At 32.1% G+C, this 19,871-nt stretch carries 21 protein-coding genes and 6 pseudogenes; 7 read left to right on the top strand and 20 right to left on the bottom strand.

The features are described 5' to 3' along the window. Window positions 1-190: 190 nt before the first annotated feature. Window positions 191-1,117 carry an aldo/keto reductase gene (locus tag CQZ94_RS08075; protein WP_105584968.1) on the top strand — a complete coding sequence of 309 codons (927 nt, stop codon included), beginning with the start codon at window positions 191-193 and terminating at the stop codon, window positions 1,115-1,117. A gap of 48 nt (window positions 1,118-1,165) precedes the next feature. Here CQZ94_RS08075 and CQZ94_RS08080 read toward each other — a convergent pair whose 3' ends face one another. Together CQZ94_RS08080 and CQZ94_RS08085 are read right to left on the bottom strand one after the other, a co-directional pair. Next, on the bottom strand, window positions 1,166-1,762 hold the full coding sequence (locus CQZ94_RS08080; protein WP_105584969.1) for a DJ-1/PfpI family protein: 597 nt from the start codon (window positions 1,760-1,762) through the stop codon (window positions 1,166-1,168). Beyond that, window positions 1,759-2,250: an ankyrin repeat domain-containing protein gene (locus CQZ94_RS08085; RefSeq protein WP_105584970.1), complete on the bottom strand. Its 492-nt coding sequence runs from the start codon at window positions 2,248-2,250 to the stop codon at window positions 1,759-1,761. Before CQZ94_RS08085 ends, CQZ94_RS08080 begins: the two co-directional genes overlap by 4 nt. A 205-nt stretch (window positions 2,251-2,455) precedes the next feature. Here CQZ94_RS08085 and CQZ94_RS08090 point away from each other — a divergent pair, with 205 nt between their 5' ends. Beyond that, on the top strand, window positions 2,456-2,887 hold the full coding sequence (locus tag CQZ94_RS08090) for a cytidine deaminase (protein ID WP_105584971.1): 432 nt from the start codon (window positions 2,456-2,458) through the stop codon (window positions 2,885-2,887). Window positions 2,888-3,151: 264 nt separating this feature from the next. Here CQZ94_RS08090 and CQZ94_RS08095 read toward each other — a convergent pair whose 3' ends face one another. The 8 genes and pseudogenes from CQZ94_RS08095 to CQZ94_RS08130 form a co-directional block, all read right to left on the bottom strand. After that, window positions 3,152-3,382 (bottom strand): hypothetical protein, encoded by a 231-nt coding sequence (locus tag CQZ94_RS08095; RefSeq protein WP_002136784.1) that lies wholly within the window; start codon window positions 3,380-3,382, stop codon window positions 3,152-3,154. A gap of 174 nt (window positions 3,383-3,556) precedes the next feature. Next, window positions 3,557-4,048 carry a transglycosylase SLT domain-containing protein gene (locus CQZ94_RS08100; protein ID WP_105584972.1) on the bottom strand — a complete coding sequence of 164 codons (492 nt, stop codon included), beginning with the start codon at window positions 4,046-4,048 and terminating at the stop codon, window positions 3,557-3,559. Between the two features lie 234 nt (window positions 4,049-4,282). After that, window positions 4,283-4,546: a hypothetical protein gene (locus CQZ94_RS08105; RefSeq protein WP_105584973.1), complete on the bottom strand. Its 264-nt coding sequence runs from the start codon at window positions 4,544-4,546 to the stop codon at window positions 4,283-4,285. Window positions 4,547-4,686: 140 nt separating this feature from the next. Next, window positions 4,687-5,246: pseudogene (locus CQZ94_RS08110) on the bottom strand (AAA family ATPase). Between the two features lie 121 nt (window positions 5,247-5,367). Continuing rightward, window positions 5,368-5,610: pseudogene (locus CQZ94_RS08115) on the bottom strand (class I SAM-dependent methyltransferase); the annotation flags it as partial. After that, the gene (locus tag CQZ94_RS08120) at window positions 5,604-7,400 is read right to left on the bottom strand and encodes a Xaa-Pro dipeptidyl-peptidase (protein WP_105584974.1); all 1,797 of its coding nucleotides are present in this window, start codon (window positions 7,398-7,400) and stop codon (window positions 5,604-5,606) included. The gene CQZ94_RS08120 and the pseudogene CQZ94_RS08115, both read right to left, overlap by 7 nt. 138 nt (window positions 7,401-7,538) lie before the next feature. Further along, window positions 7,539-8,915 carry a sensor histidine kinase gene (locus CQZ94_RS08125; RefSeq protein ID WP_105584975.1) on the bottom strand — a complete coding sequence of 459 codons (1,377 nt, stop codon included), beginning with the start codon at window positions 8,913-8,915 and terminating at the stop codon, window positions 7,539-7,541. After that, entirely contained in the window at window positions 8,908-9,555 is a 648-nt protein-coding gene (locus CQZ94_RS08130; RefSeq protein WP_105584976.1) for a response regulator transcription factor, read from the bottom strand. Before CQZ94_RS08130 ends, CQZ94_RS08125 begins: the two co-directional genes overlap by 8 nt. A 121-nt stretch (window positions 9,556-9,676) precedes the next feature. On the opposite strand from CQZ94_RS08130, the gene CQZ94_RS08135 reads away from it, so the two are divergent. Further along, on the top strand, window positions 9,677-10,093 hold the full coding sequence (locus CQZ94_RS08135; RefSeq protein ID WP_142395780.1) for a hypothetical protein: 417 nt from the start codon (window positions 9,677-9,679) through the stop codon (window positions 10,091-10,093). 52 nt (window positions 10,094-10,145) lie between these two features. On the opposite strand, the gene CQZ94_RS08140 is transcribed toward CQZ94_RS08135, so the two are convergent. The 8 genes and pseudogenes from CQZ94_RS08140 to CQZ94_RS08170 all read right to left on the bottom strand — a co-directional run bounded on the left by CQZ94_RS08140 (window position 10,146) and on the right by CQZ94_RS08170 (window position 15,113). Beyond that, a complete protein-coding gene (locus tag CQZ94_RS08140) occupies window positions 10,146-10,652 on the bottom strand; it encodes a DinB family protein (RefSeq protein WP_105584978.1) in 507 nt (168 codons plus the stop codon). Window positions 10,653-10,750: 98 nt separating this feature from the next. After that, entirely contained in the window at window positions 10,751-11,161 is a 411-nt protein-coding gene (locus tag CQZ94_RS08145; RefSeq protein ID WP_374954545.1) for a GNAT family N-acetyltransferase, read from the bottom strand. 146 nt (window positions 11,162-11,307) lie between these two features. Continuing rightward, complete coding sequence (locus tag CQZ94_RS08150) at window positions 11,308-11,982, bottom strand: HAD family hydrolase (protein ID WP_105584979.1); 675 nt, start codon at window positions 11,980-11,982, stop codon at window positions 11,308-11,310. A 29-nt stretch (window positions 11,983-12,011) separates the two neighbouring features. Next, window positions 12,012-12,713 carry a 5'-methylthioadenosine/adenosylhomocysteine nucleosidase gene (locus tag CQZ94_RS08155; protein WP_105584980.1) on the bottom strand — a complete coding sequence of 234 codons (702 nt, stop codon included), beginning with the start codon at window positions 12,711-12,713 and terminating at the stop codon, window positions 12,012-12,014. A gap of 22 nt (window positions 12,714-12,735) precedes the next feature. Continuing rightward, window positions 12,736-12,900: pseudogene (locus CQZ94_RS08160) on the bottom strand (homoserine kinase); the annotation flags it as partial. Between the two features lie 36 nt (window positions 12,901-12,936). Further along, window positions 12,937-13,476 (bottom strand): DUF3267 domain-containing protein, encoded by a 540-nt coding sequence (locus CQZ94_RS08165; RefSeq protein ID WP_142395791.1) that lies wholly within the window; start codon window positions 13,474-13,476, stop codon window positions 12,937-12,939. A 73-nt stretch (window positions 13,477-13,549) separates the two neighbouring features. Beyond that, window positions 13,550-13,708 carry a hypothetical protein gene (locus CQZ94_RS31150; RefSeq protein WP_181149467.1) on the bottom strand — a complete coding sequence of 53 codons (159 nt, stop codon included), beginning with the start codon at window positions 13,706-13,708 and terminating at the stop codon, window positions 13,550-13,552. A gap of 114 nt (window positions 13,709-13,822) precedes the next feature. After that, window positions 13,823-15,113: pseudogene (locus tag CQZ94_RS08170) on the bottom strand (APC family permease). Window positions 15,114-15,255: 142 nt separating this feature from the next. On the opposite strand from CQZ94_RS08170, the gene CQZ94_RS08175 reads away from it, so the two are divergent. After that, a complete protein-coding gene (locus tag CQZ94_RS08175) occupies window positions 15,256-15,690 on the top strand; it encodes an Lrp/AsnC family transcriptional regulator (RefSeq protein WP_105584982.1) in 435 nt (144 codons plus the stop codon). Window positions 15,691-15,788: 98 nt separating this feature from the next. On the opposite strand, the pseudogene CQZ94_RS08180 reads toward CQZ94_RS08175, so the two are convergent. Then, window positions 15,789-17,055 (bottom strand): annotated as a pseudogene (locus CQZ94_RS08180) (helix-turn-helix domain-containing protein). Window positions 17,056-17,516: 461 nt separating this feature from the next. On the opposite strand from CQZ94_RS08180, the gene CQZ94_RS08185 reads away from it, so the two are divergent. Continuing rightward, entirely contained in the window at window positions 17,517-17,720 is a 204-nt protein-coding gene (locus tag CQZ94_RS08185) for a hypothetical protein (RefSeq protein ID WP_105584983.1), read from the top strand. Window positions 17,721-17,887: 167 nt separating this feature from the next. After that, window positions 17,888-18,091: a hypothetical protein gene (locus CQZ94_RS08190; protein ID WP_105584984.1), complete on the top strand. Its 204-nt coding sequence runs from the start codon at window positions 17,888-17,890 to the stop codon at window positions 18,089-18,091. Window positions 18,092-18,168: 77 nt separating this feature from the next. Here CQZ94_RS08190 and CQZ94_RS08195 read toward each other — a convergent pair whose 3' ends face one another. Continuing rightward, complete coding sequence (locus CQZ94_RS08195; protein ID WP_105584985.1) at window positions 18,169-19,029, bottom strand: DegV family protein; 861 nt, start codon at window positions 19,027-19,029, stop codon at window positions 18,169-18,171. A gap of 228 nt (window positions 19,030-19,257) precedes the next feature. On the opposite strand from CQZ94_RS08195, the pseudogene CQZ94_RS08200 reads away from it, so the two are divergent. After that, window positions 19,258-19,688 (top strand): annotated as a pseudogene (locus CQZ94_RS08200) (GNAT family N-acetyltransferase). Window positions 19,689-19,871: the final 183 nt, after the last annotated feature.

Genomic DNA, 19,871 nt, shown 5'->3' on the forward strand with positions numbered 1-19,871 from the left:
CTCATAAATTAACCAATTAGAGATAGCGTTCGACGACATCTCTGTATTTAAAGTAAAATTTTTTATTTATGCTGCAATAAAATAGTAGTTTATGTTATTCTTTTTCCTCTATTGTAGAAAACATTTTCACTCACATAAATTCTCCCTTTGCATACCGATGTTATAACTTGCTTACAAGAAGGAAGAAACGATGCACTACCGTACATTAGGTAAAACTGGAATCACTGTTTCAGAAATTGGCTTTGGAGCGTGGGCGATTGGCGGCGATGAATGGGGGCCTGTTAACGACAAACAATCTATTACCGCTATGAAGAAAGCAATTGAATGCGGCGTAAACTTTATTGATACTGCTGATGTATACGGATTAGGCCATAGTGAAAGGTTAGTAACTCAAGCGATAAGAGAGCACCGTAATAATATCATTTTATCAACGAAAGGCGGTTTAATTGGGCATCACTATGATCCAAGTGGAGAGCCTGTTTATAATACTGCCGAAAAAGTGATCGCAGTCTTTGAAACTAGCTTACTGCGCCTAGAAACAGATTATATTGATGTTTATTTCTGTCACATTTGGTGGGATAAACAAGAAGAAACAGAAGCATTTTTACGCGCATTTGAAATATTAAAACGGGACGGAAAAGTAAGAGCTGTTGGTGTTTCAACTCACGACCTACAATATATAAAACACTTCAATAAAAACGATGAAATTGATGTTGTGCAACTTGATTACAACATATTAAACCGAAAACCAGAAAACGACATACTGCCCTACCTACAAGAGAACAATTTAGGAGCTGTTATACGCGGACCTTTAAAAATGGGGATATTAACTGGAAAGTTTACAAATAAAACAACTTTTCCTGACGAAGATTTACGCAAAGAATGGCCAAAAGAAAAGTGGTTTCAAGAAGATTTACAAAAAGTAGAAAAATTAAGATTACTCTCAAATAAAAATCAGACATTAGGACAACTTGCACTTCGCTATGTCCTCTCCCATCCAGCAGTATCGGTCGCAATTCCTGGCGCAAAAACAGAAAAACAAGCGAAAGAAAATGCAGATGCAACTACCCGTCCGATCCTTACAGATGAGGAATTAGCGTATATTCATTCAATATAAAACAAGACCAGCAGTTGGAAATATCCAAATGCTGGTCTTGTTTTACTTTTAATATTGTAAATCTATATCATATTCCATTCTCTTCGCTGTTTCTTCAGCAACCTCAGCACCTAACAAATTTTTCACAATATGAAATGACATATTAATTCCGGCTGAAATTCCACCAGACGTAATAATATGCCCCTCATCTACAAACTTTACATTTTCTAACATTTCAACATTCGGAAAATCTTTTCTAAAGTTTTCAATACTAGCCCAATGTGTTGTCGCTTGTTTTTCCTCAAGTAAACCTGCTTTCGCTAACAAAAGCGCTCCAGTACAAACAGAAGCCATTAACTTCACTTCTTTCATTTGCTGGCAAATCCAATTTATTATAATTTCATTTTCCACTTCGTTTTCCCTAACACCTAACCCACCAGGAATAATTAAAATATCAACTGGAGGTAAGTTTTCAATGCTATAATCCGGTTGTACCTTTAATCCGTTCCGCGCTATAATCATTTCCCCATCTTGGCTAACGGTATGTACAGTAAATGGTTGTTCACCATTCGTTGTAGTAACGGAAAAAACTTCAAACGGCCCCGCGAAATCTAACACTTCCACTTCATTAAATAGAAAAATCCCTACATTCCAGCGATTGATCATAAACTTACTTCCCCCTGCAAATGATGTAAAAGATGCTCATGCCCTTTCTCTAATGCAATATCGTACGCTGTTTTCCCATCATTTTTCTTAATCGTTTTATTAGCCCGATTTTCAAGTAATAATATAATTATTTCTTCATTTCCTAATAAAGCAGCTTCATGAAGTCCTGTCCAACCACCACTTTGAACTGCATTCACATCTGATCCCTTTTCAATTAAGAAAGCTACAAGCTCGCTTTGTTTGTTCGCAATTGCTGCTTGAAGTGGCGTATTTTCATTTTCGTTTTTTGCCCTAATATGTATATCTGCATCCTGTTCTAAAAGGAAGCTTGCTAGTTCTTTCTGTCCAAAATAAGCTGCTAAATGAAGTGGTGTCCAGCCATCTTCACTAAATTCGTTAACAACACTTGGATCAATCTTTACAAATTCCGCTACTTTTTCCTTGTCACCGCTTATGACAGCTTGTGATATTGATTGTAAATGTTTCATAATAATCCCCCAGTTTTCAGACTATTTGAGTATCCCTTTCTATATGTTCTATTAATTATTATATTTTCCTTTTTAAATTAACAGTTTACATAATAATGTTATTTGATTATTTTATTGGTAATAATGGGTAAACTTCATTATTTATTTTAAATATTAAAATATTCTGTTAAAATGGTCGTATTATGCTTAATAAGGGAGAGAGACTATGTTACAAGTAATGCCTTTAAACACTGAAGACTATGATTTAATTAGAGCTGCTGAAAAAGTAATCGAAAAAAACTATAAATATGGTCGTCATCATATCGGTTCAGCTGTACGAACCAAAACGGGTAATGTGTATGCAGCAGTACATGTTGAAGCGAATGTTGGAAGAATAACAGTATGCGGTGAAGCAATGGCAATTGGAAAATCTATTTCAGAAGGTGATCATGAATTTGATACCATTGTAGCAGTTGCTCACCCACATCCTCATGAAGATATAGAAAAATGTTGGGTTGTTGCTCCATGTGGTATGTGTCGAGAATTAATTAGTGATTACGGAAAAAATACGAAAGTTATACTTTCTTATAATGGTGAACTTGTAAAATGTAACGTAATGGAATTATTACCTGAAAAGTATACAAGTGAAGTAGAATGAAATGAAATATAAATACATACATTCAAAAAAATATTATTCCAATAAAAAAACAATCCACTTTATAAACGGATTGTTTTTTTATTTTCATTTTTATAATGATGATTATATTTTCGTATTTAAATTTAAAGTACAAATATCTTTAACGAAAATGAAATTAAAATACAAATATATGTCGTTATTTAATTCTTATCTTTTGAAAACCAAAAACACACTATAACCTTACATATGAAAAACATCACTACATTATGCTATTTCTTACTCTTATCATACTAATCTATAACAATTCTGCCTTCTTCCCTTACCTGTATCTTTCAGTACATAAGACTTTAAAACGAGTGCTGTTAGTGAATCCGTTAATGTTTTATATGATAAATTTGAAAGAGCTAATAGATCGTTCGTATATAACATTCTATGCTTCTCTAATAATAATAGTACTAATCGTTCTGACGGTTTTAATGATTCGTCACTTTCTAGTATAAAATCTATATTTTTCATATTCCTACTTCTTACTCCTTATATAAAAAAATAATTTTAGTAATTATTTAATATAAAAATACTACATAACAAAATTAAAGATATATCTAAATAACATATCATTTAAACACTATTATACTATAACATAAAAAAGGCATTTCCCCAAATTGGAAATGCCTTTTTTGTGTATCTCTTTTATTTATATAATTGATACGATTGTTCTAGCCCTTTATTATATTTTGTATTATTATCCGTCCATTCTCCCCCTAAGTTTCCTGGCCATCCTGATGTATTGGCAACGTATTTAAGTAAATCCCAATCAACCAATCCTTTTTTCACACCGCGCTCATACGATTTAATCATATTAGAAATCGCTATTGTTGTATTTATTCGTGAATCCATTAAGCTATCTTCCGATAATTGTACTGGTGCTAAACCACCACGATGTAATTGGAATAATCCGAAAGATGTTCCGTTGTCCCCTATCGCTTTTCGATTAAACTTTGTTTCATGATCAGCAATAGATAATGGTATCCAATCTGGAATACCATACCTCATTGCCACTTCACTAATTACTTGTTTATTATTTTTAATCTGTTTCTGCTTTTCATAGTTGGTATAAATTACATAACTTAAAGTAAATAACGTAAGTAATATGAATATATATTGTAGCGCTTTTTTCATCATTCCATCTCCTACTTGGTGTATGTTTCACTCCCTACATACACTATAAGACTCTTATGTGACATTCATTTGACGAAATGATATTAATTATACATAAGCAGTTACATTTTTAACTATCTATCTACTAACTCAAGTTCTTCTAAAATCCCTTCAACAAATAAAAACGGTTAGCCATTCATGTTCTAAACATGAATGGCTAACCGTTTTCCAGCATCTTCTCAATTAACATTCTCAACCTTAAATATTTCTTGCAATATGTGGTTTGCTGTAATGACTCGTTCCACCGCCACCTACTACTACTTTACCGCCTTTTTTGAAGATTAATAATTTACTTGAACCATCTGAAAGTAGCACTATTACTTCAGCATGGTCACTTGTCGCTACATAGATTACATAACCACTTTTGGAAATACAAGTTTCCCAATGCTTATCAAATTCTGATCTTACAACCCGATTAGAATACACTTGATTTTCAATTCTTCCTTGTTCTTCGTTTTCCAAATTTATTCTCCCTACTTTCCTAAAGTATCATTTATATTAAAAAAAGCCCCAATTAAAATAGTGACCACCTTGAATATAAATAGTATATGTGGTTTTTAGGAGAGTGCTTGGACAATAAAACATAACAGCATATAAATATATTACAATCGGAATTTTTCCTTAATCTTTACAGCTACTTCTTGAGCGCTCAAATTAGTATTATTAATTTTTATATACTCTTCTTTATCAATTTCACCATGAAGTGAGTTTAATCTATGTTTTTTCATCGTTTCTTTTAAATTTTTTTCAGACCATTTAATATCTTTTTTTTCGGTTTATGCTCTAGTCTATGTGAACTTTTATTTCGCTCTAATCTTTCACCTAGTTCTGCTTCAAGCTCTACAAAATATACTGTTCCACCTTTTGATTCAAAAATACTTACTACATGATGTATATACTCCCAATCAGATTGAAGGTCAAATGCCCATACATATGTAAAAATCATTCCGTATAAATCACTTTTAGACACTTCTTCAAATATTTTATTACGAAACAAACTTACTAATCTTTTTGCTTCCTTCGTACTGTAATCAAAAAATGGACTTACTAAATCAATGGTCATGTGATTATGAAAAATTTTCAAATCTGTTAGTTTCGCTAATTCTTGTCCGACTGTCATTTTCCCAACTGCTTGGGGACCAAATATTAAAATGAATTTCATTAATTTTTCCCTCCATCTATTTATTCATTTTACAAACCATTACATAAAAATAGAAAATAAGGCAGTCGATTTTGTATCGATTGCCTTATTTTTATTGATACTTACTTTCCGAAAATTCGCCCTATTCTTTTCGTACAGCTTCAAAAGTAATAATTTGGTCTGCATTTGACGGTTGCTTTTCATAAACATAGTCAGCAGAGCAAATAATGTCAGTGAAACCTATACTTTCTAAAAGGAGTTTAAACTCTGCTATACCATACCACCGCATTACAAAACATTACAGTTCAGTTTGTACTAACTGTCCTTTACTCCATTTTTCATATTTTAAATATGATACAGTTACTTGGTTAAGCCAATCTATTTCACAATCGGCAATGTCACTTCACTCAATTTCACCGTAAGCTTTGTTCCTGCTTTCGGTCTAATTGTATAATCGTAGTCACTTGCGATTAAGACGACTCCTATTTGATGCCCTGCTTTAAATACGTAATCATCTGGCTGCATGTCCCATGTAAATGTATAATCCTTACCAGGTTGAATCGCTGTTGAATTTTCTATACTATTTAAGTTTTGCGGATCCATCCAACCTCTCGTTACAATTTCAGGCTTCGCTCCGCCGTAATCAACGAGTAAAGCTGTTAAATTTGAAACAGACCGATCAATATTTCCTATTATCGAAATCTTCGGCGTACCACTTATTCGCATATCTTTTTGCAGTACAGGCATTGTATATACTAATCGATTCGCTATTTCTAACTCAGGGTTTTCTACTAGTTGATTTGACTTTATTTTAGCATCATCTACTAATGAGAAAACATTGTTTACTGATCCCATACTTAATGGCAAATTGACTGCTTTATTACTTAAATACATACGGATTTTTGACGGTACAGCCGCTGGATCTGGCCAATTTTTTATTTTTTGCCACGTCTTATTTTCACGTTGTACATCAACCATCGGTTCATCCATAACCCCATTTTCAATTCCATATAACCAATAATCAAACCATTTATTTTGCGTTTGTTGCCAGTTATTACTTGATGTTCCTCCGTGTCCACCTTGGTGTAACCACATTTTACGAGGAACATTATTTTCACCAAGTGCTTCCCACCACTGAGAAAACTGCTTCGTTTTTACATTCCAATCATTTAAACCGTGAACAACAAACACACTAGCCTTCACATTCTTAACATCTTTTACATAGTTACGTTTATCCCAAAAGTCGTTATAATCGCCTGTTTTACGATCTTGTCCAGCTGTTAGTTCTTTAATGATCTGACCGCAAACTTCTGGGTTCTTTCTTGTTAGTACTGCTTCAGCCATATTATCTGTATCTTCTCCTTGATAACCACCCGGCGCAATGACCGCCCCATTTGCACGATAATAATCATACCAACTACTAATCGCTGCGATTGGAATAATTGTTTTTAACCCTTCCACTCCTGTCGTTGCGACAGCATTTGGTAACGTACCATTATAAGAAGCTCCTGTCATCCCTACATTGCCCGTAGACCAATTTGCATTTACTTCCTTACCATCCTCTGTATATGCTTTTGCACGACCATTCACCCAATCAATGACAGACTTCGTTCCTAGTATTTCTTGTTCATCTCCAGTTGTCGGACATCCATCTGATTTTCCAGTTCCGATACTTTCGCCTAAAATAACTGCATATCCTCTCGGAACATAATAATTACCATACGACCCAAGATTAACTGCCCCATACGGTTTTCCTTCATACGCATACAATTCTTCATCAACATTATAAACAGGAACATCTTTTAATCCAGCTCGATATGGACTCATTTCATATATAACAGGAACTTTCACGTCTGGATTCGTCTTTGGACGCATAACCTTTATTGATACACGATCTTTTTTACCATCTCGATCACTATCAACTTCTGTCTCTACAAATAGATCTTCTACAATGGCTTCATCAAGTGAATAGATTGGTTTCGTCATCCCATTTTCCAATTGAATTTTCGTATTTGGAGTTAAAGCTTCTGAAACTTGTCCATTTAACTTAACACCATTCTCTTTTACAGAGGTCCCTTCTTTATTTTCTGCATGTACAGTCATACTAGAAACTCCTGAAGTAATTGTTAAAGATAATATAGTCGATAGTGTAATTACTAATTTCTTTTTCTTCATGCCCTTCCCTCCCCATATATTCCTTCTTTTACTATACATTAAAAATGCAGAAAATTCAGTTTATGTTTTGTATAAAAAATTGAGAAATTTGTAGTACTATCAAATTTGTTTATATAAAAGAAAAGGAACTAATAACAATTAGTTCCTTTCTATATACATATAAAATTGTATTTCCCCACCTACTACCGAAACCCCGTATTCAAATCCATGCCTTTCTAAAATACTTTTTACTATCGCTAGTCCTAACCCAGTACCTGATTTTTCTTTACTACGTGAAGATTCCAATACGTAAAAAGGCTCCCAAATTTTATCTATCTCTTTAATTCCCTCAGCAGCAATACCATTTTGAATTTGAAAATACACAATGTCATTTTTCTCTTCTAATGTGATTTTTATATTTTGATTCGTTGTATATTTTATCGCATTAGAGATTAAATTTTGAAAGACCATTCTCATTTTATTTAAATCAGCATAAACAATCGCATCACCAGCATTATAGTTCACTTGCAACTTGATTTCTTTCGACTCCAGTTCAATTCTATGCTTATCTATTATATTTTGGACTAGTGGTTCAATAGGGAATTCTTCTTTTTGTAAAATATCTCTTTCTAGTTTAGAAAATCGCAATAACTCTTCAATTAAATTTGAAATTTGATCTGTTTGTTTAATGATTGTATCAACATATGTGCCATCATCTAAACCATCTTTTATTCCCATAGAATATGCTTTTACTAATGCGATTGGTGTTTTTAATTCATGAGTTACATCGCCCATAAATCGTTTTAAGTGGTCATTTCGATCTGTTAAATCTTGATGTGCTTCATGTAATTTATCACTCATGATGTTAATACTATTTGCTAAATCACCTATTTCATCATTCGTTTTAACTTTCGTCCGTTTAAATTTCAGACGTGAAATTTCTTCTGCGACATCACTCAATTCATTTAGTGGTGTAGTGATTGTTTTTGAAAAAATCCAGACGAGCACGATAATAAGAAATAGTGAGAACCCCAAAATGTATAAATAAAATGAGTTAAGCGTTTTAATTACTTCATTGGAATGTGCGATAGAAACTCCTACTAAAATCAACATATCATCTTTCGCAATGTATTTCGCAAAAAAACTAGATTTTATCTTTTCTTGATCATATATTTTATTCGATTGTCCGAGGTTCTTCACTTTCGTAATTTCTTCTTTTGTAATCCAAAGTTTATTCAATGCAACTCTCTTTTTTGTAAGTTGCATGCGTAATTCTTCATTAATAGCATCTTCTGAACTATTTATTGATGTATAAGCAATCGTAACATTACCTTCATTTTCAATGCGATTTATAGCATCATCAAGTTCTTCACGCGGTATCGACTGTATTTGCGCTGTAATGCCTTCTAAGCTTTCACGTGTTTTGTGCACATTATATTTTGGTAAAAAATAGTTAATTAATAATAAAGAGATGGCAAAAATAAGGATGACTGTTAAAGAGATGCTGAAAAATAACTTTTTACCGAGCTTATTCACACTCTTCCTCCAAACTGTATCCTAAACCGCGATGCGTTTTTATAATATTTTCTCCTATTTTTTTACGCAACCTTCTTACATGCGTATCAACCGTTCGCTCTTCCCCAAAATAATCAAATCCCCAGACGATATCTAACAACTTTTTCCGCGTTAAAATCGTGCCTTTATGATTTAAAAAGCACTTTATTAATTGTAATTCTGTCTTTGTAATTTCTAATTCTTTCTCATTTTTATATACTTTATTTTTGGTGAAATCTATTTTTACATCTTGAACTTGAATAACATCTTCATGCTGCACAAGCTTTTTCGCTCGGGTTATTAGCACCCCTGGGTGAAATGGTTTTTTCACGTACTCATCTGCCCCGCTTTGAAGAGCTGCTAATTCGTCTTCACTTTCACTTTTCGCAGTAAGCATTAATACTTTCACACTTGAATTCTTTTTGATTTCCTGACAGACAGTAATACCACTATTTTTCGGCATCATCCAATCTAAAATAGCTAAGTCAATTTTCTCATCGTAAAATATTTGAAGTGCTTCCTCTCCATCCTTTGCTAATAAAACTTCGAAGCCTTCTTTTTCAAAATATGCTTTTAAAATTTTCAGCATATCTTGTTCATCATCTGCGATTAATACTTTCATTACATTTCCTCCGTTACCTATAAACAAATATCAATTTTATCATACAACTTCTTTGTTACATGAATGTGACAGAAAAATATTTACAACATTTGAGGGTATAGTAAGTGTGAGGTGTTGTTTTATGTTCAAAAAAATAGGAGTCATTACTTTGTTTTTCTTTTTATTATCAACAAATGCGTTCGCAAATACAAATAAACAAATTGAAGTATTTGATTGCAAAAAAGAAATGGTAGTCCAAAAACAATCTTTAGATGCAACCATTCAAAAAGAAGCAGTTCAATTTGCAAAATCAATTACCGGTCCATTCAAAAACTTAAATGTCGTTCCGAAAGATGGCCATATGATAAAAATCCCTTTATCTAAACCTGTTCCTATTACAAATCAATGGTTACATACAACAATTGATGAAGTCCTCATCCTTCTTCCACTTAATGAAAAACCTTATATTATGCTTTACGATGATGAGAATAATCCGCATTTTTATTATGTAAAAGGGAATCCGAAGGGGTTATTGAAACAAATGAATGTTAAGATGTAATTAATTAAAGAAAAATCCCACAAGTATCATTCGTGGGATTTTTCTTAATCAGTTAACAAGTTGATTTTTTAATATGATTTTCATTTAAAAAATTAATAATCTGCCTTTTGTGATGGTTATCGTGATCTACGAATTCTTTAATAATATATATTAGAGAGTACGGCATTCCAGTATGAGGACAATATGATACTCCATTGGCAGTTAAATGTTCCTTTAGCTTTCCAATAGACAGTCGGTTAAGCTCTTGAACAAGTAAATCTCTTTTAGCTTGTGCTTCTTCAATAAGTTTTATCTTAGAGATACCTGATTTTGCATAATTAGAGGCTATTTTATTATATGTATCAAAGTCAGGAAACTCCATTCCCTGTCCATCTCTCACTGATGATAATGTCTCACGTAAAAGATAGTCATCCCAATTCATAATATGAGATACAATCTCACCAATAGTCCATTTCCCCTTTGATATTGGCGCTGTCCACAATTCTTCTTTCATAACTTTCAATGTGGTTATCCACATTGAATAATCTTTAAAATCATTAATAATTTTATTTTCTCCCATCATCTAATCCCCATTCTAATAATAGATTTAGATAAATTATACCATTAATCCACACGCATAGGAACGAATGTTCTTATCGAAGGATAAAGAATAATTCACTACATCCTTTTATCTAAGTTTAGATAATGGCTCGTTCCTACATACATTGTCCCTTTCACAAATCCACTCGAAGTATAAAATTGATCCCCCTGTTCTGTATCTGTATGTAAGACAACAATAGTAAAATAGGTTTTTGCATCGCTTAAGATTCTCCCTAACAGCAACCTTCCTAATCCTTTCCGCCGGTAATCTCTTGCAATGTAAAACCTTCTTAATCGACCAATTTTTTTATCTTTCGTATACGGATCTTGATTTAATCCCCCGATTCCAATTAATGTTTCACCTCGAAAAATGCCATATAAACATTCGCCCGTTTTACTAAATGTATTTCTTTTACTTTCATATTCATTTATTAGTTTTATTAAGAAGTTAAATCGTTCTTCTTTACTTTCTTCGACAAGGTGATTCATCTCATATTTTAGCAAATCTTCAATTTGTTTAATTTGTATATTTTCCAGTTTAATCAACTACTTTCTCTATCTAAATGTATCTTTTTGAAAAAATAAAAATGCCCAAGAATATATTATTCTGGGCATTCATTTGTCTGTTCACTTATTCAATTCGTTATGTAAGTATTCTTCAATTCGGGTAATATTCCTTTCAACTCCATCAAATCATCTATTACAAAATCAGCATGAGCAAGTTCATCTTCTTGTGCAAAATCAAAATTACATCCAATTGCAATTAGACCATTATCTTTAGCTGCATTTATATCAGATAGACGGTCTCCAACTACTGCTGCAGTTTTTATATTATATTTTCCTATAATGCCTTTAACTAGATCTCCTTTATTAAGCGTTTGTATTTGTTCGATACTAAACGTTTCAGTAACCCATTGCTCTAAATCATAATAAGATACGATTGCTTGCAAATATTCTGTTAAACCATTACTAGCTATGTAAATTGAGCAACCACTTTCTTTTAAATAATTGAAAACTTCCTTTACATTCGGATATAAAGCCCCTTTTCCACTCTTTATGTTTTCAATTAATCTCTCTAAAAAATAAGCATCTGTTTGTTTTCTTACTTCATTTGAATGATCTGGTAACAGTGCTTCCCAAACTTTCGGTAAAGGTACACCCATAATTTCACGGTATTTATCAATTGGTGTTACTGCATCCCATAATTGTAGTGACCGTAAATGATCAAATGTATCATCTAGTGATAACTCTAAAATTTTGTCTGTTTGAAATAAAGTTCCATCCATATCGAAAATTAGTGCTTGTAACATGATATTCTCTCCCATTCTTTAATTATGAACTACAATACATTTTTACTCGAAATATTTTTAAGTATCTCAACAATAATTTCTGAACAATAATTCGCTGCAGTTTTCGCGAAATCATCATATGAAACTTGTGCCTCATCATCTGCACTATCAGAAATACTTCTTATAACGAGAAATGGTATGTCATTTATATGAGCGACATGCCCAATTGCTGCCCCTTCCATTTCAGTACAATGTGGTGCATATTCAGTGACTAATTGCTCCTTTAATTTTGAATCCTCGACGAAGCATTCTCCGCTGACGATTCTTCCTTCATGAACAGTAATATTTAAACTACTACTATTAACAGCTTTTCGGGCTAAATCTCTTAATTCCTCGCTTGCATGAAACTCTTCTTGAAACGGAAATAGATTCTTCATTTGATTTTTATTAACATCATGATGAGTAACATTTGTAGAAATAACTAAATCGCCAACTTTCACATCAGGATGCAATCCACCCGCAACTCCAGTATTAATGATAGTGTCTACATCAAACTTATTAATTAATATTTGTGTACATGCGGCAGCATTTACTTTTCCTACACCACATCGCGTAATAATAATTTCTGTATCCATGTAGTTTCCTTTATAAAAAGGCATTCCCGCAATTGTATGGTCCTCTTTTATATGTAGTTTTTCTAAAAGTAAGTCTATTTCAATTTGCATTGCTCCGATAATACCGATTCTGTTCATGTATGTAGTCCCCTTTTTTTATTCATAAGTATGCTAGCATATTATGTAGTTCCCCATAATTTTCAGCTAACCAAATCATTTCTTCTGCAAAACGCATCGGTGGTATACTATGTTGATCCATATTGGTATGAATCCACCAAGCACTCTCCATATACCACAACATTTGAATGGCCTGAACAATCCTGCCATTAATTGGTGAGGTCGAACTTGTTAATCTGCTGGATTATGATTTTACTCGGCAGTAGCCTCTGCAAAATACAGATTTATTTGGTTTAATTAGGATTAAAAATGAATTAACAATATCGGAGGCGGAGATTATCAAATTTATCCAACTAATAAGTAAAATGAGTGATTTGATATCACCAGATACAAAGAACGAAATAATAGCTGGGATTACCGATAATACGATAAAAGGTAAGCTCATAAAGAGCCAAAATCTCTTCTTAGAAAGAATTGCATTTGTATTGAGCCAAAAATATAGTCCTCTGAACGTTAAGCTAATATCACCTTTATTGTTTATTACAAGAATATGAAGAGCTTCGTGTATTAAAAAAACAAAAAAAATGATTAAAATAAGGGGGAATTTTGTCATATGATTAAAACTTACCCCAAACCAATTTGGTACTAGAAAAAAAGTAACCGTTAATAGGTAAACAAACTTCATATAATGCTTTCGAAACCAAGTATTTTGAATGAAAGGTTTCCATTCCGACAAATCCACAATTGACTGTGGCAAATTTCGAAACCATAATATCATACCTATCCCTGCCTTTCCTATGATCTAGTTCCGACCAATTAATACCATGTAATGCTTGGGACTAGCGTATTATTGTTCGTCAGTTTTCGATAGCCTGTATAAGTTGTGAAAGGATTACTGAGTCTTTTGTTGCTTTATATTCTACTTTTAGCTGTTCTATAGAAAACATAGGGGCCTGTTCATTGGAATATTGCCTGCATAAATCCCAGTTAGTTGGAGCATGTATAAGCTTATTCATTTTTAATAGCCTCCTATTTTTACAAATAGTTACAACAATTTAATCCCTCCATAATTATATATGAATCTCCAATATTTAGATATATCTAAATATTGAAACTTAAACGAATGCATTTTAACATTCCTTATTCTGCTCCCTCCCATTTACAAGTCTACCTTTTATGAAATGTAAATAGCATAAAGACGCTAAAGCTACAAGTATTGGAATAAGTATGACTCCTCCAATAAAGGGATAAACCGCTACACAACATGTAAAAGCTATTATAGAAAAAATTTTACCTAACCTATTCTTTATTAACTTAATTCCGGCCGCAGTACCGACTATATATGTAACAATCCCTAACGAATTCGGTATTAATACGATTCTATCTATACTAATATGAAAAACGAAACTTATTAACAAACCTATTATCGCAATAAAACCTACAACTTTTACTGCATTTGTTGGCGCTGCTCTTTTTTCATTAATACATGCTAAATAACGAGGTGCAACTTCTTCCTTTCCTAGTGAATAGCCTAAACGCCCCATACTTGCGATAAATGCATTTGTTGTCCCTAAACAAATAATAAAAGCTACAAATCCAATTAACCATGCAAATTGGTCACCTAATGTTTGCTTGATTACAAGCACTAGAGCTGTAGTATTATCAGCATTAATATGATACGATTTCGTTCCGATTACTGATAATGCAATACCAATATATAAAACTCCAATAATAATAATCGCAAATCCCGTAGACAAAATAATATTTCTTTTTCTAGGGCGTTTTAAATTCTGGAGCTAAACTTGCAATAGCTTCCCAACCGAAGAACGACCAAAATATTAACAAAGACGCCTCTAAAATTGGCTGTATGTTGTTTAATGAAATATGTATATTAATATTTCTCATATCAATATAAGGTAGTGAACTTATAATTGTTACGAATAAAATCAAAAAAGTTAATACACCAATACATACTTGAAACAATCCGCTCATTTTTAATCCACATAAATTGAAAGCAATAGAAATAATCAATATAATTAGTGCAATAATGTAAGTGTAATATGATGGTAAAGCAAATACTTTCACTATATACATTCCAACAGTCATTGATACAACAATTTGCCCAACGCTACCCGCAATAAAAAAACACCAACCTATCATTGCTCCTACATTTTTACCGAAAGCCTTTTCTGAAAAAGTCGCGATTCCACCTGCACTCGGATATTCAATCGATAAAAAAGCGAACGTAAATGCAAGTGGAACACTTAGTAAAATCATAATTAACCAAGAAATAATCGCATTCCCTTCTGCTACACTTGCTGTCATACCAGGTAATATAAGAATTCCTGATCCTAAAACCGCTCCGACGTATAAAGCTGTTCCCTTTTTAATAGAAATCGTTTCATTAAAATGATTAGACATTACATGCACCTCCATTTATATTTTAATTATAGAAAGTTATCAGTCTATTCGACATTCAAAAGTGTATGTAATTTAACATGAGATTTTATATTTTGTATTTATTTCAGAAATTTACTTCCAATTTTGCAAAGGAGCATAATTTATGGATGAAATCGATAAGAAAATAACCCTATTATTACAAGAAGATGCCAGAATGACAATTACAGAAATGACTGAGCATCTACACCTCAGCCGCCCTAGTGTTACAGAAAGACTAAAAAGGTTACAAGATGTAGGAATAATTGAAAAGTATACAGCACGAATATCACTCGATGCAGTTGGAAAATCAATTCAAGCATTTTTAAGAATCGAGAATTTAAAGATTCCATGCAAAAAGTTTGAGGAGAAAATATACAAGGAACATAGGATACTCGAATGTCACCGAGTAACAGGTGAAAGTAGCTATTACTTAAAAGTAGCGGTTCACTCAATGAAAGAATTAGAGGAAATAATTGATATCGTTATACCTTTTGGTACAGTAAAAACTTCGATGATTTTATCATCACCGATACCATATCGACCAGTTATTGTGGAATAGAAATAAAAAGAGGGTATCCAAAAAGTATAAAATATTTTACTTTTTGAATAACCTCTTTAATTTTAAAATTCATGAAAGCTTTCGACTAAACTTTGCTGTTAATCCATTTTATTTTCAGCTGATATTTTAAAATACTTCGCAGATAATTTATAAGAGCGATTCTCATTATAAAAGTTACCTAATTCAAAGGATAATTCAGCAACTAAGCGATGTTGCTTTTTTTCTACTCCCACTTCAATTGCTTTTTGCATATTTTTCTCATATTCATAATAATCTCCACGTATTTTGAATATTTTAGCTTTCAAACCATATAGTTGCACATATGCAATTGGTACATCATAAATCGATAAAAAATGAAATGCTTCATTCATAACTTTATTAACATTTTTCCAATCCTTAAGTTCTATGTACACCTCTATCATGTTTCGTAATGTGTATACCTTTTGATGTTTCTCCGATAAAAATTCACTCAATTCCAAAGTTTCTTCGTAGTATTTAATGGCATTCGTATAGTCTTTCAAACCTTGATAAATTTTTCCATAATCATAAGAAATTATAGGTAAATACATTGAATCTACAGTAGTATCCACACTATTCTCTACTTGCTGTAAGATTTCAAGTGCCTTTTCATATAACTCATCCATAATATACAGTACTGCAAGCATTAAAAGTGTATTTATTACGTTTTTCTCCATACCATTTTTTCTGTATATGTTGTAAGCTTTTAAGGCATACAAACGACTAATACTTTTATCTTTATAAAGCTCCCTATATACATGACATAAATTATAGTATATATGAGCATGTTGTTCAGTTTCTTCTACACCAAGTAAGCTCTCAGCCTGCACATAAATATCATGTGCAGCAATGTAGTCTTGTTTATAAAAATAATAAAAACCTCGAGCTTTTAAATAATATATAATCCTCAGTATATTGCATTTTCACCTGACTGGGAATCATTTCCAAAGCTTGATCTACAAGCGACTTCACATATAATAATTTTTTTTGTCGGGCATGATAGTATATAAGTACACCATATACCTTTAGTAATAAAGGGATTGAATCCACTTCACGAACGTATAATTCTAACAAAGATAATTCAGCTTCATTTATACTTTTATCTTTTTTATATTTATTACATATTTCAAGAATAGTAAGCTTTATCTCCTCGTAATTGCCATCTATAAGATAATCGCTATCAACATCTAACTTCTTAGAAACTTTTTTTATAAAAGAAGATGACGGTTTTATTTTTCCGCTTTCTATTCTACTTAAATATGTTATTGAACATATTCCTGATACGAGCTCTCCCTGTGTTAATCCTTTATGCATACGAACTTGCCGAATACGTTCCCCAATTTCCATCTCTCTACTCTCCCTGTTTAACCACTTCATACTTTTTACTAATTAAGTCATTATGTATCTACAGATTTTTCATACTAAATAATATGGACATTCTCGCATATGTAAAAAAATGTATCAACTATTTAAATTGTACATTCATACTTTGATTATTTCTATACTGCTTGTTAAATTAAATGGTAAAAAATCGGTTTTCCGGCTATATTTTTCATACAATTTTACTACTTGTTATTAACAAAGGCAGCGCCATATACTTGAATTACGATAAACTTAATAAAAAGGATTGAATCAAATGTAAACTAGCAATCTTAATTTAGATAGTATTGTTGGTTACACTTGCCTAGTACATAGAAGGCATCTATTGTAAATCAAAAATAAATTAAATGAGCTTAATAAACGAATTATAAATATCATATCCTATATAGTTTATCGAATAATTTATTAAACAAGAAAGGTTGATAAACATGATTGTAAGACTAAAAAACGAATCAGCACGAAAAATAGTAAGGTATGTTGGAGGCGCCGTTTTACTTTTAATACTAGCATCTTTCCTTTATCAGTGGAAAAATGACTTAGTAATTGATCATACTGAAAGAGTCAGCTTCGCACTAGCCATCACTACTTTTCTATCTACCTTCTTACCTTTTAAAGAGAAAGTTAATAAATAATTACATATTTTTCATTCGCATAAAACATTTATTTTAGAATTTAAAAAAGATTCATCAAATGTTAACTATCTTTCTTGATTTAAATAGGCTTAATAGATGAATTCCAAATATCACATCCTATAAGTTAGTTCATCGAATTATTTATTAAATATGAAAGGGCGATAAATATGATTGTAAAACCTAAAAACGATTCAACACGAAAAATAGTAAGATATGTTGGAGGCGCCGCTACTCTTTTAATACTAGCATCCTTCCTTTATCAGTGGAACAATGGTTTAGTAGTTGATGATACTGAAACATTTGGTTTCATGTTAGCCTTCACTGGTTTCCTATCTACCTTCTTACCTACTAAAAAGAAAGCTACTAACTAGTAAAAAATTACATGTTTTTCATTCACAAAAAACAATTATATTAGAATTAAAAAAGGATTGATCAAAAGATCAATCCTTTACTCTACTTCATTTAAGAAGAACAACGTTAACGCACCTGGTCCTGTATGCGCTCCGATTGCCGCTCCAATTGTATTTACGATAAATACTTCACAGCCGAATCTTTCAGTAATTAATGCTTTTAATGCTTCGGCAGTTTCTAAATCATCACCGTGAGTCATACCGATTGTTTGACCTTTAAGGTCTTTCCCGCGCTCTTCCATAATATCAACAATTCGGCTTAATACTTTCTTTTTCCCTCTTACCTTTTCAAGTGGTACAAGTTTTCCTTCATCCACATTTAAAATTGGCTTAATGTTTAGTAAGCCGCCGATGAAACCAGCTACTTTACTTAAACGTCCACCTCTAACAAGGTATTGTAAATCAGCTACAGTGAAGATATGCTCCATATGCTCCATTAGAAAAGCGACACGGTTTAAGATTTCTTCTTTTGACGCGCCCTCTTTTGCCATTTTGGCAGCTTCTAATACGACAATACCTTGACCGAGTGAGGCACATTTTGTATCAATAATTTCTAAATCTAAATCAGTGTATGTTTCTTTCACTTCTTCTTTAATGAGAACTGACGATTGATATGTACCAGACAATTCAGATGAAAAGGCTAAATATATACAAGGGTTACCTTCCTTTGCATAGGAAACAAATTTTTCTTGGAATGTTTCAAGTGAAGGCAATGACGTTTTATAAACGGCGCCTTCTCTCATTTTTTGCAGTAATGTAACTGATTTTAATGTAACCCCATCTAAATACTCTGTTTCTGCTTCATCATATACACGGAGTGGAATTAAATCTATATCATATGCTTGCAGCAATTCTACCGGTAAATCCGCCGCACTATCCGTAATGATTTTAACGCCCATTTTTAAACCTCTATTCTGTTATAAATATATAAGAAAATAAAATAAAAAATATTACTTTTAAATTATATACGTAAAACAAGAATGAAGAAAGTGAAAGTACTTTATATTGTATGCACTCTTCTTTAAAATTTGAACTGTTAAGAAAAATGATTTCGATTTATCCTCTTTTCGCTAGTTGTTGCGCTGTATATAATGAGAATATTAGAACTTTTGTAAAGGAGAATAAATATGAGTATTCGACTAGCTACATCTAATGATTTAGAGTGGATTAATAATCAATATGAATCAATAGGATTTGTACCGAGTGATTTAAAGCGGGACAAAGTTGCGCTTATTACATACAACGATGAGTATGCAGGTATAGGACGTTTAGTCCAAATAGATGAAAATACAATCAAATTGGGTGGTATTTTCATACTACCTAACTTTAGGGGATTACAATTAGCAGGAGAGCTCGTTTCATTCTTAGTACAAACAGCGAAAGAAATACACATCCAAAATGTATATTGTCTTCCTTTCAAGGAATTAAAAACTTTTATAAAAAATACGGTTTTACTGAAGTCGATACTACGCAAGAGGTTGTCCATCCAATTATTCTAAAAAAATATAATTGGTGTTTAAAAACTTATGATAACCATGTATTACTATTTAAGTTGTGAATTTTCTATAATTAGAGGGGATACACATTGTATTACACCTCATGTTTTAGCAAAGATTTATCCGTTTCATCTATCTTAATAACTAGTATTTTTAACCTACCTATCAGTTATAGTTCACATCTTTTCCCACCCCTTATTAGCTAGCTCGTTTGCAAACTTGCTAGCACTATTTTTAAGTTTCTC

The sequence above is a fragment of the Bacillus sp. MYb209 genome (genome assembly GCF_002975175.1).
Lineage (GTDB): Bacteria > Bacillota > Bacilli > Bacillales > Bacillaceae_G > Bacillus_A.

Coding starts and splice junctions, on each gene's coding strand:
- CQZ94_RS08075 (WP_105584968.1), top strand. CDS start 191: ATGCACTACCGTACATTAGGTAAAACTGGAATCACTGTTTCAGAAATT.
- CQZ94_RS08080 (WP_105584969.1), bottom strand. CDS start 1,762: ATGATCAATCGCTGGAATGTAGGGATTTTTCTATTTAATGAAGTGGAA.
- CQZ94_RS08085 (WP_105584970.1), bottom strand. CDS start 2,250: ATGAAACATTTACAATCAATATCACAAGCTGTCATAAGCGGTGACAAG.
- CQZ94_RS08090 (WP_105584971.1), top strand. CDS start 2,456: ATGTTACAAGTAATGCCTTTAAACACTGAAGACTATGATTTAATTAGA.
- CQZ94_RS08095 (WP_002136784.1), bottom strand. CDS start 3,382: ATGAAAAATATAGATTTTATACTAGAAAGTGACGAATCATTAAAACCG.
- CQZ94_RS08100 (WP_105584972.1), bottom strand. CDS start 4,048: ATGATGAAAAAAGCGCTACAATATATATTCATATTACTTACGTTATTT.
- CQZ94_RS08120 (WP_105584974.1), bottom strand. CDS start 7,400: ATGAAGAAAAAGAAATTAGTAATTACACTATCGACTATATTATCTTTA.
- CQZ94_RS08130 (WP_105584976.1), bottom strand. CDS start 9,555: ATGAAAGTATTAATCGCAGATGATGAACAAGATATGCTGAAAATTTTA.
- CQZ94_RS08135 (WP_142395780.1), top strand. CDS start 9,677: ATGTTCAAAAAAATAGGAGTCATTACTTTGTTTTTCTTTTTATTATCA.
- CQZ94_RS08140 (WP_105584978.1), bottom strand. CDS start 10,652: ATGGGAGAAAATAAAATTATTAATGATTTTAAAGATTATTCAATGTGG.
- CQZ94_RS08145 (WP_374954545.1), bottom strand. CDS start 11,161: ATGAATCACCTTGTCGAAGAAAGTAAAGAAGAACGATTTAACTTCTTA.
- CQZ94_RS08150 (WP_105584979.1), bottom strand. CDS start 11,982: ATGTTACAAGCACTAATTTTCGATATGGATGGAACTTTATTTCAAACA.
- CQZ94_RS08155 (WP_105584980.1), bottom strand. CDS start 12,713: ATGAACAGAATCGGTATTATCGGAGCAATGCAAATTGAAATAGACTTA.
- CQZ94_RS31150 (WP_181149467.1), bottom strand. CDS start 13,708: ATGAATAAGCTTATACATGCTCCAACTAACTGGGATTTATGCAGGCAA.
- CQZ94_RS08175 (WP_105584982.1), top strand. CDS start 15,256: ATGGATGAAATCGATAAGAAAATAACCCTATTATTACAAGAAGATGCC.
- CQZ94_RS08185 (WP_105584983.1), top strand. CDS start 17,517: ATGATTGTAAGACTAAAAAACGAATCAGCACGAAAAATAGTAAGGTAT.
- CQZ94_RS08190 (WP_105584984.1), top strand. CDS start 17,888: ATGATTGTAAAACCTAAAAACGATTCAACACGAAAAATAGTAAGATAT.
- CQZ94_RS08195 (WP_105584985.1), bottom strand. CDS start 19,029: ATGGGCGTTAAAATCATTACGGATAGTGCGGCGGATTTACCGGTAGAA.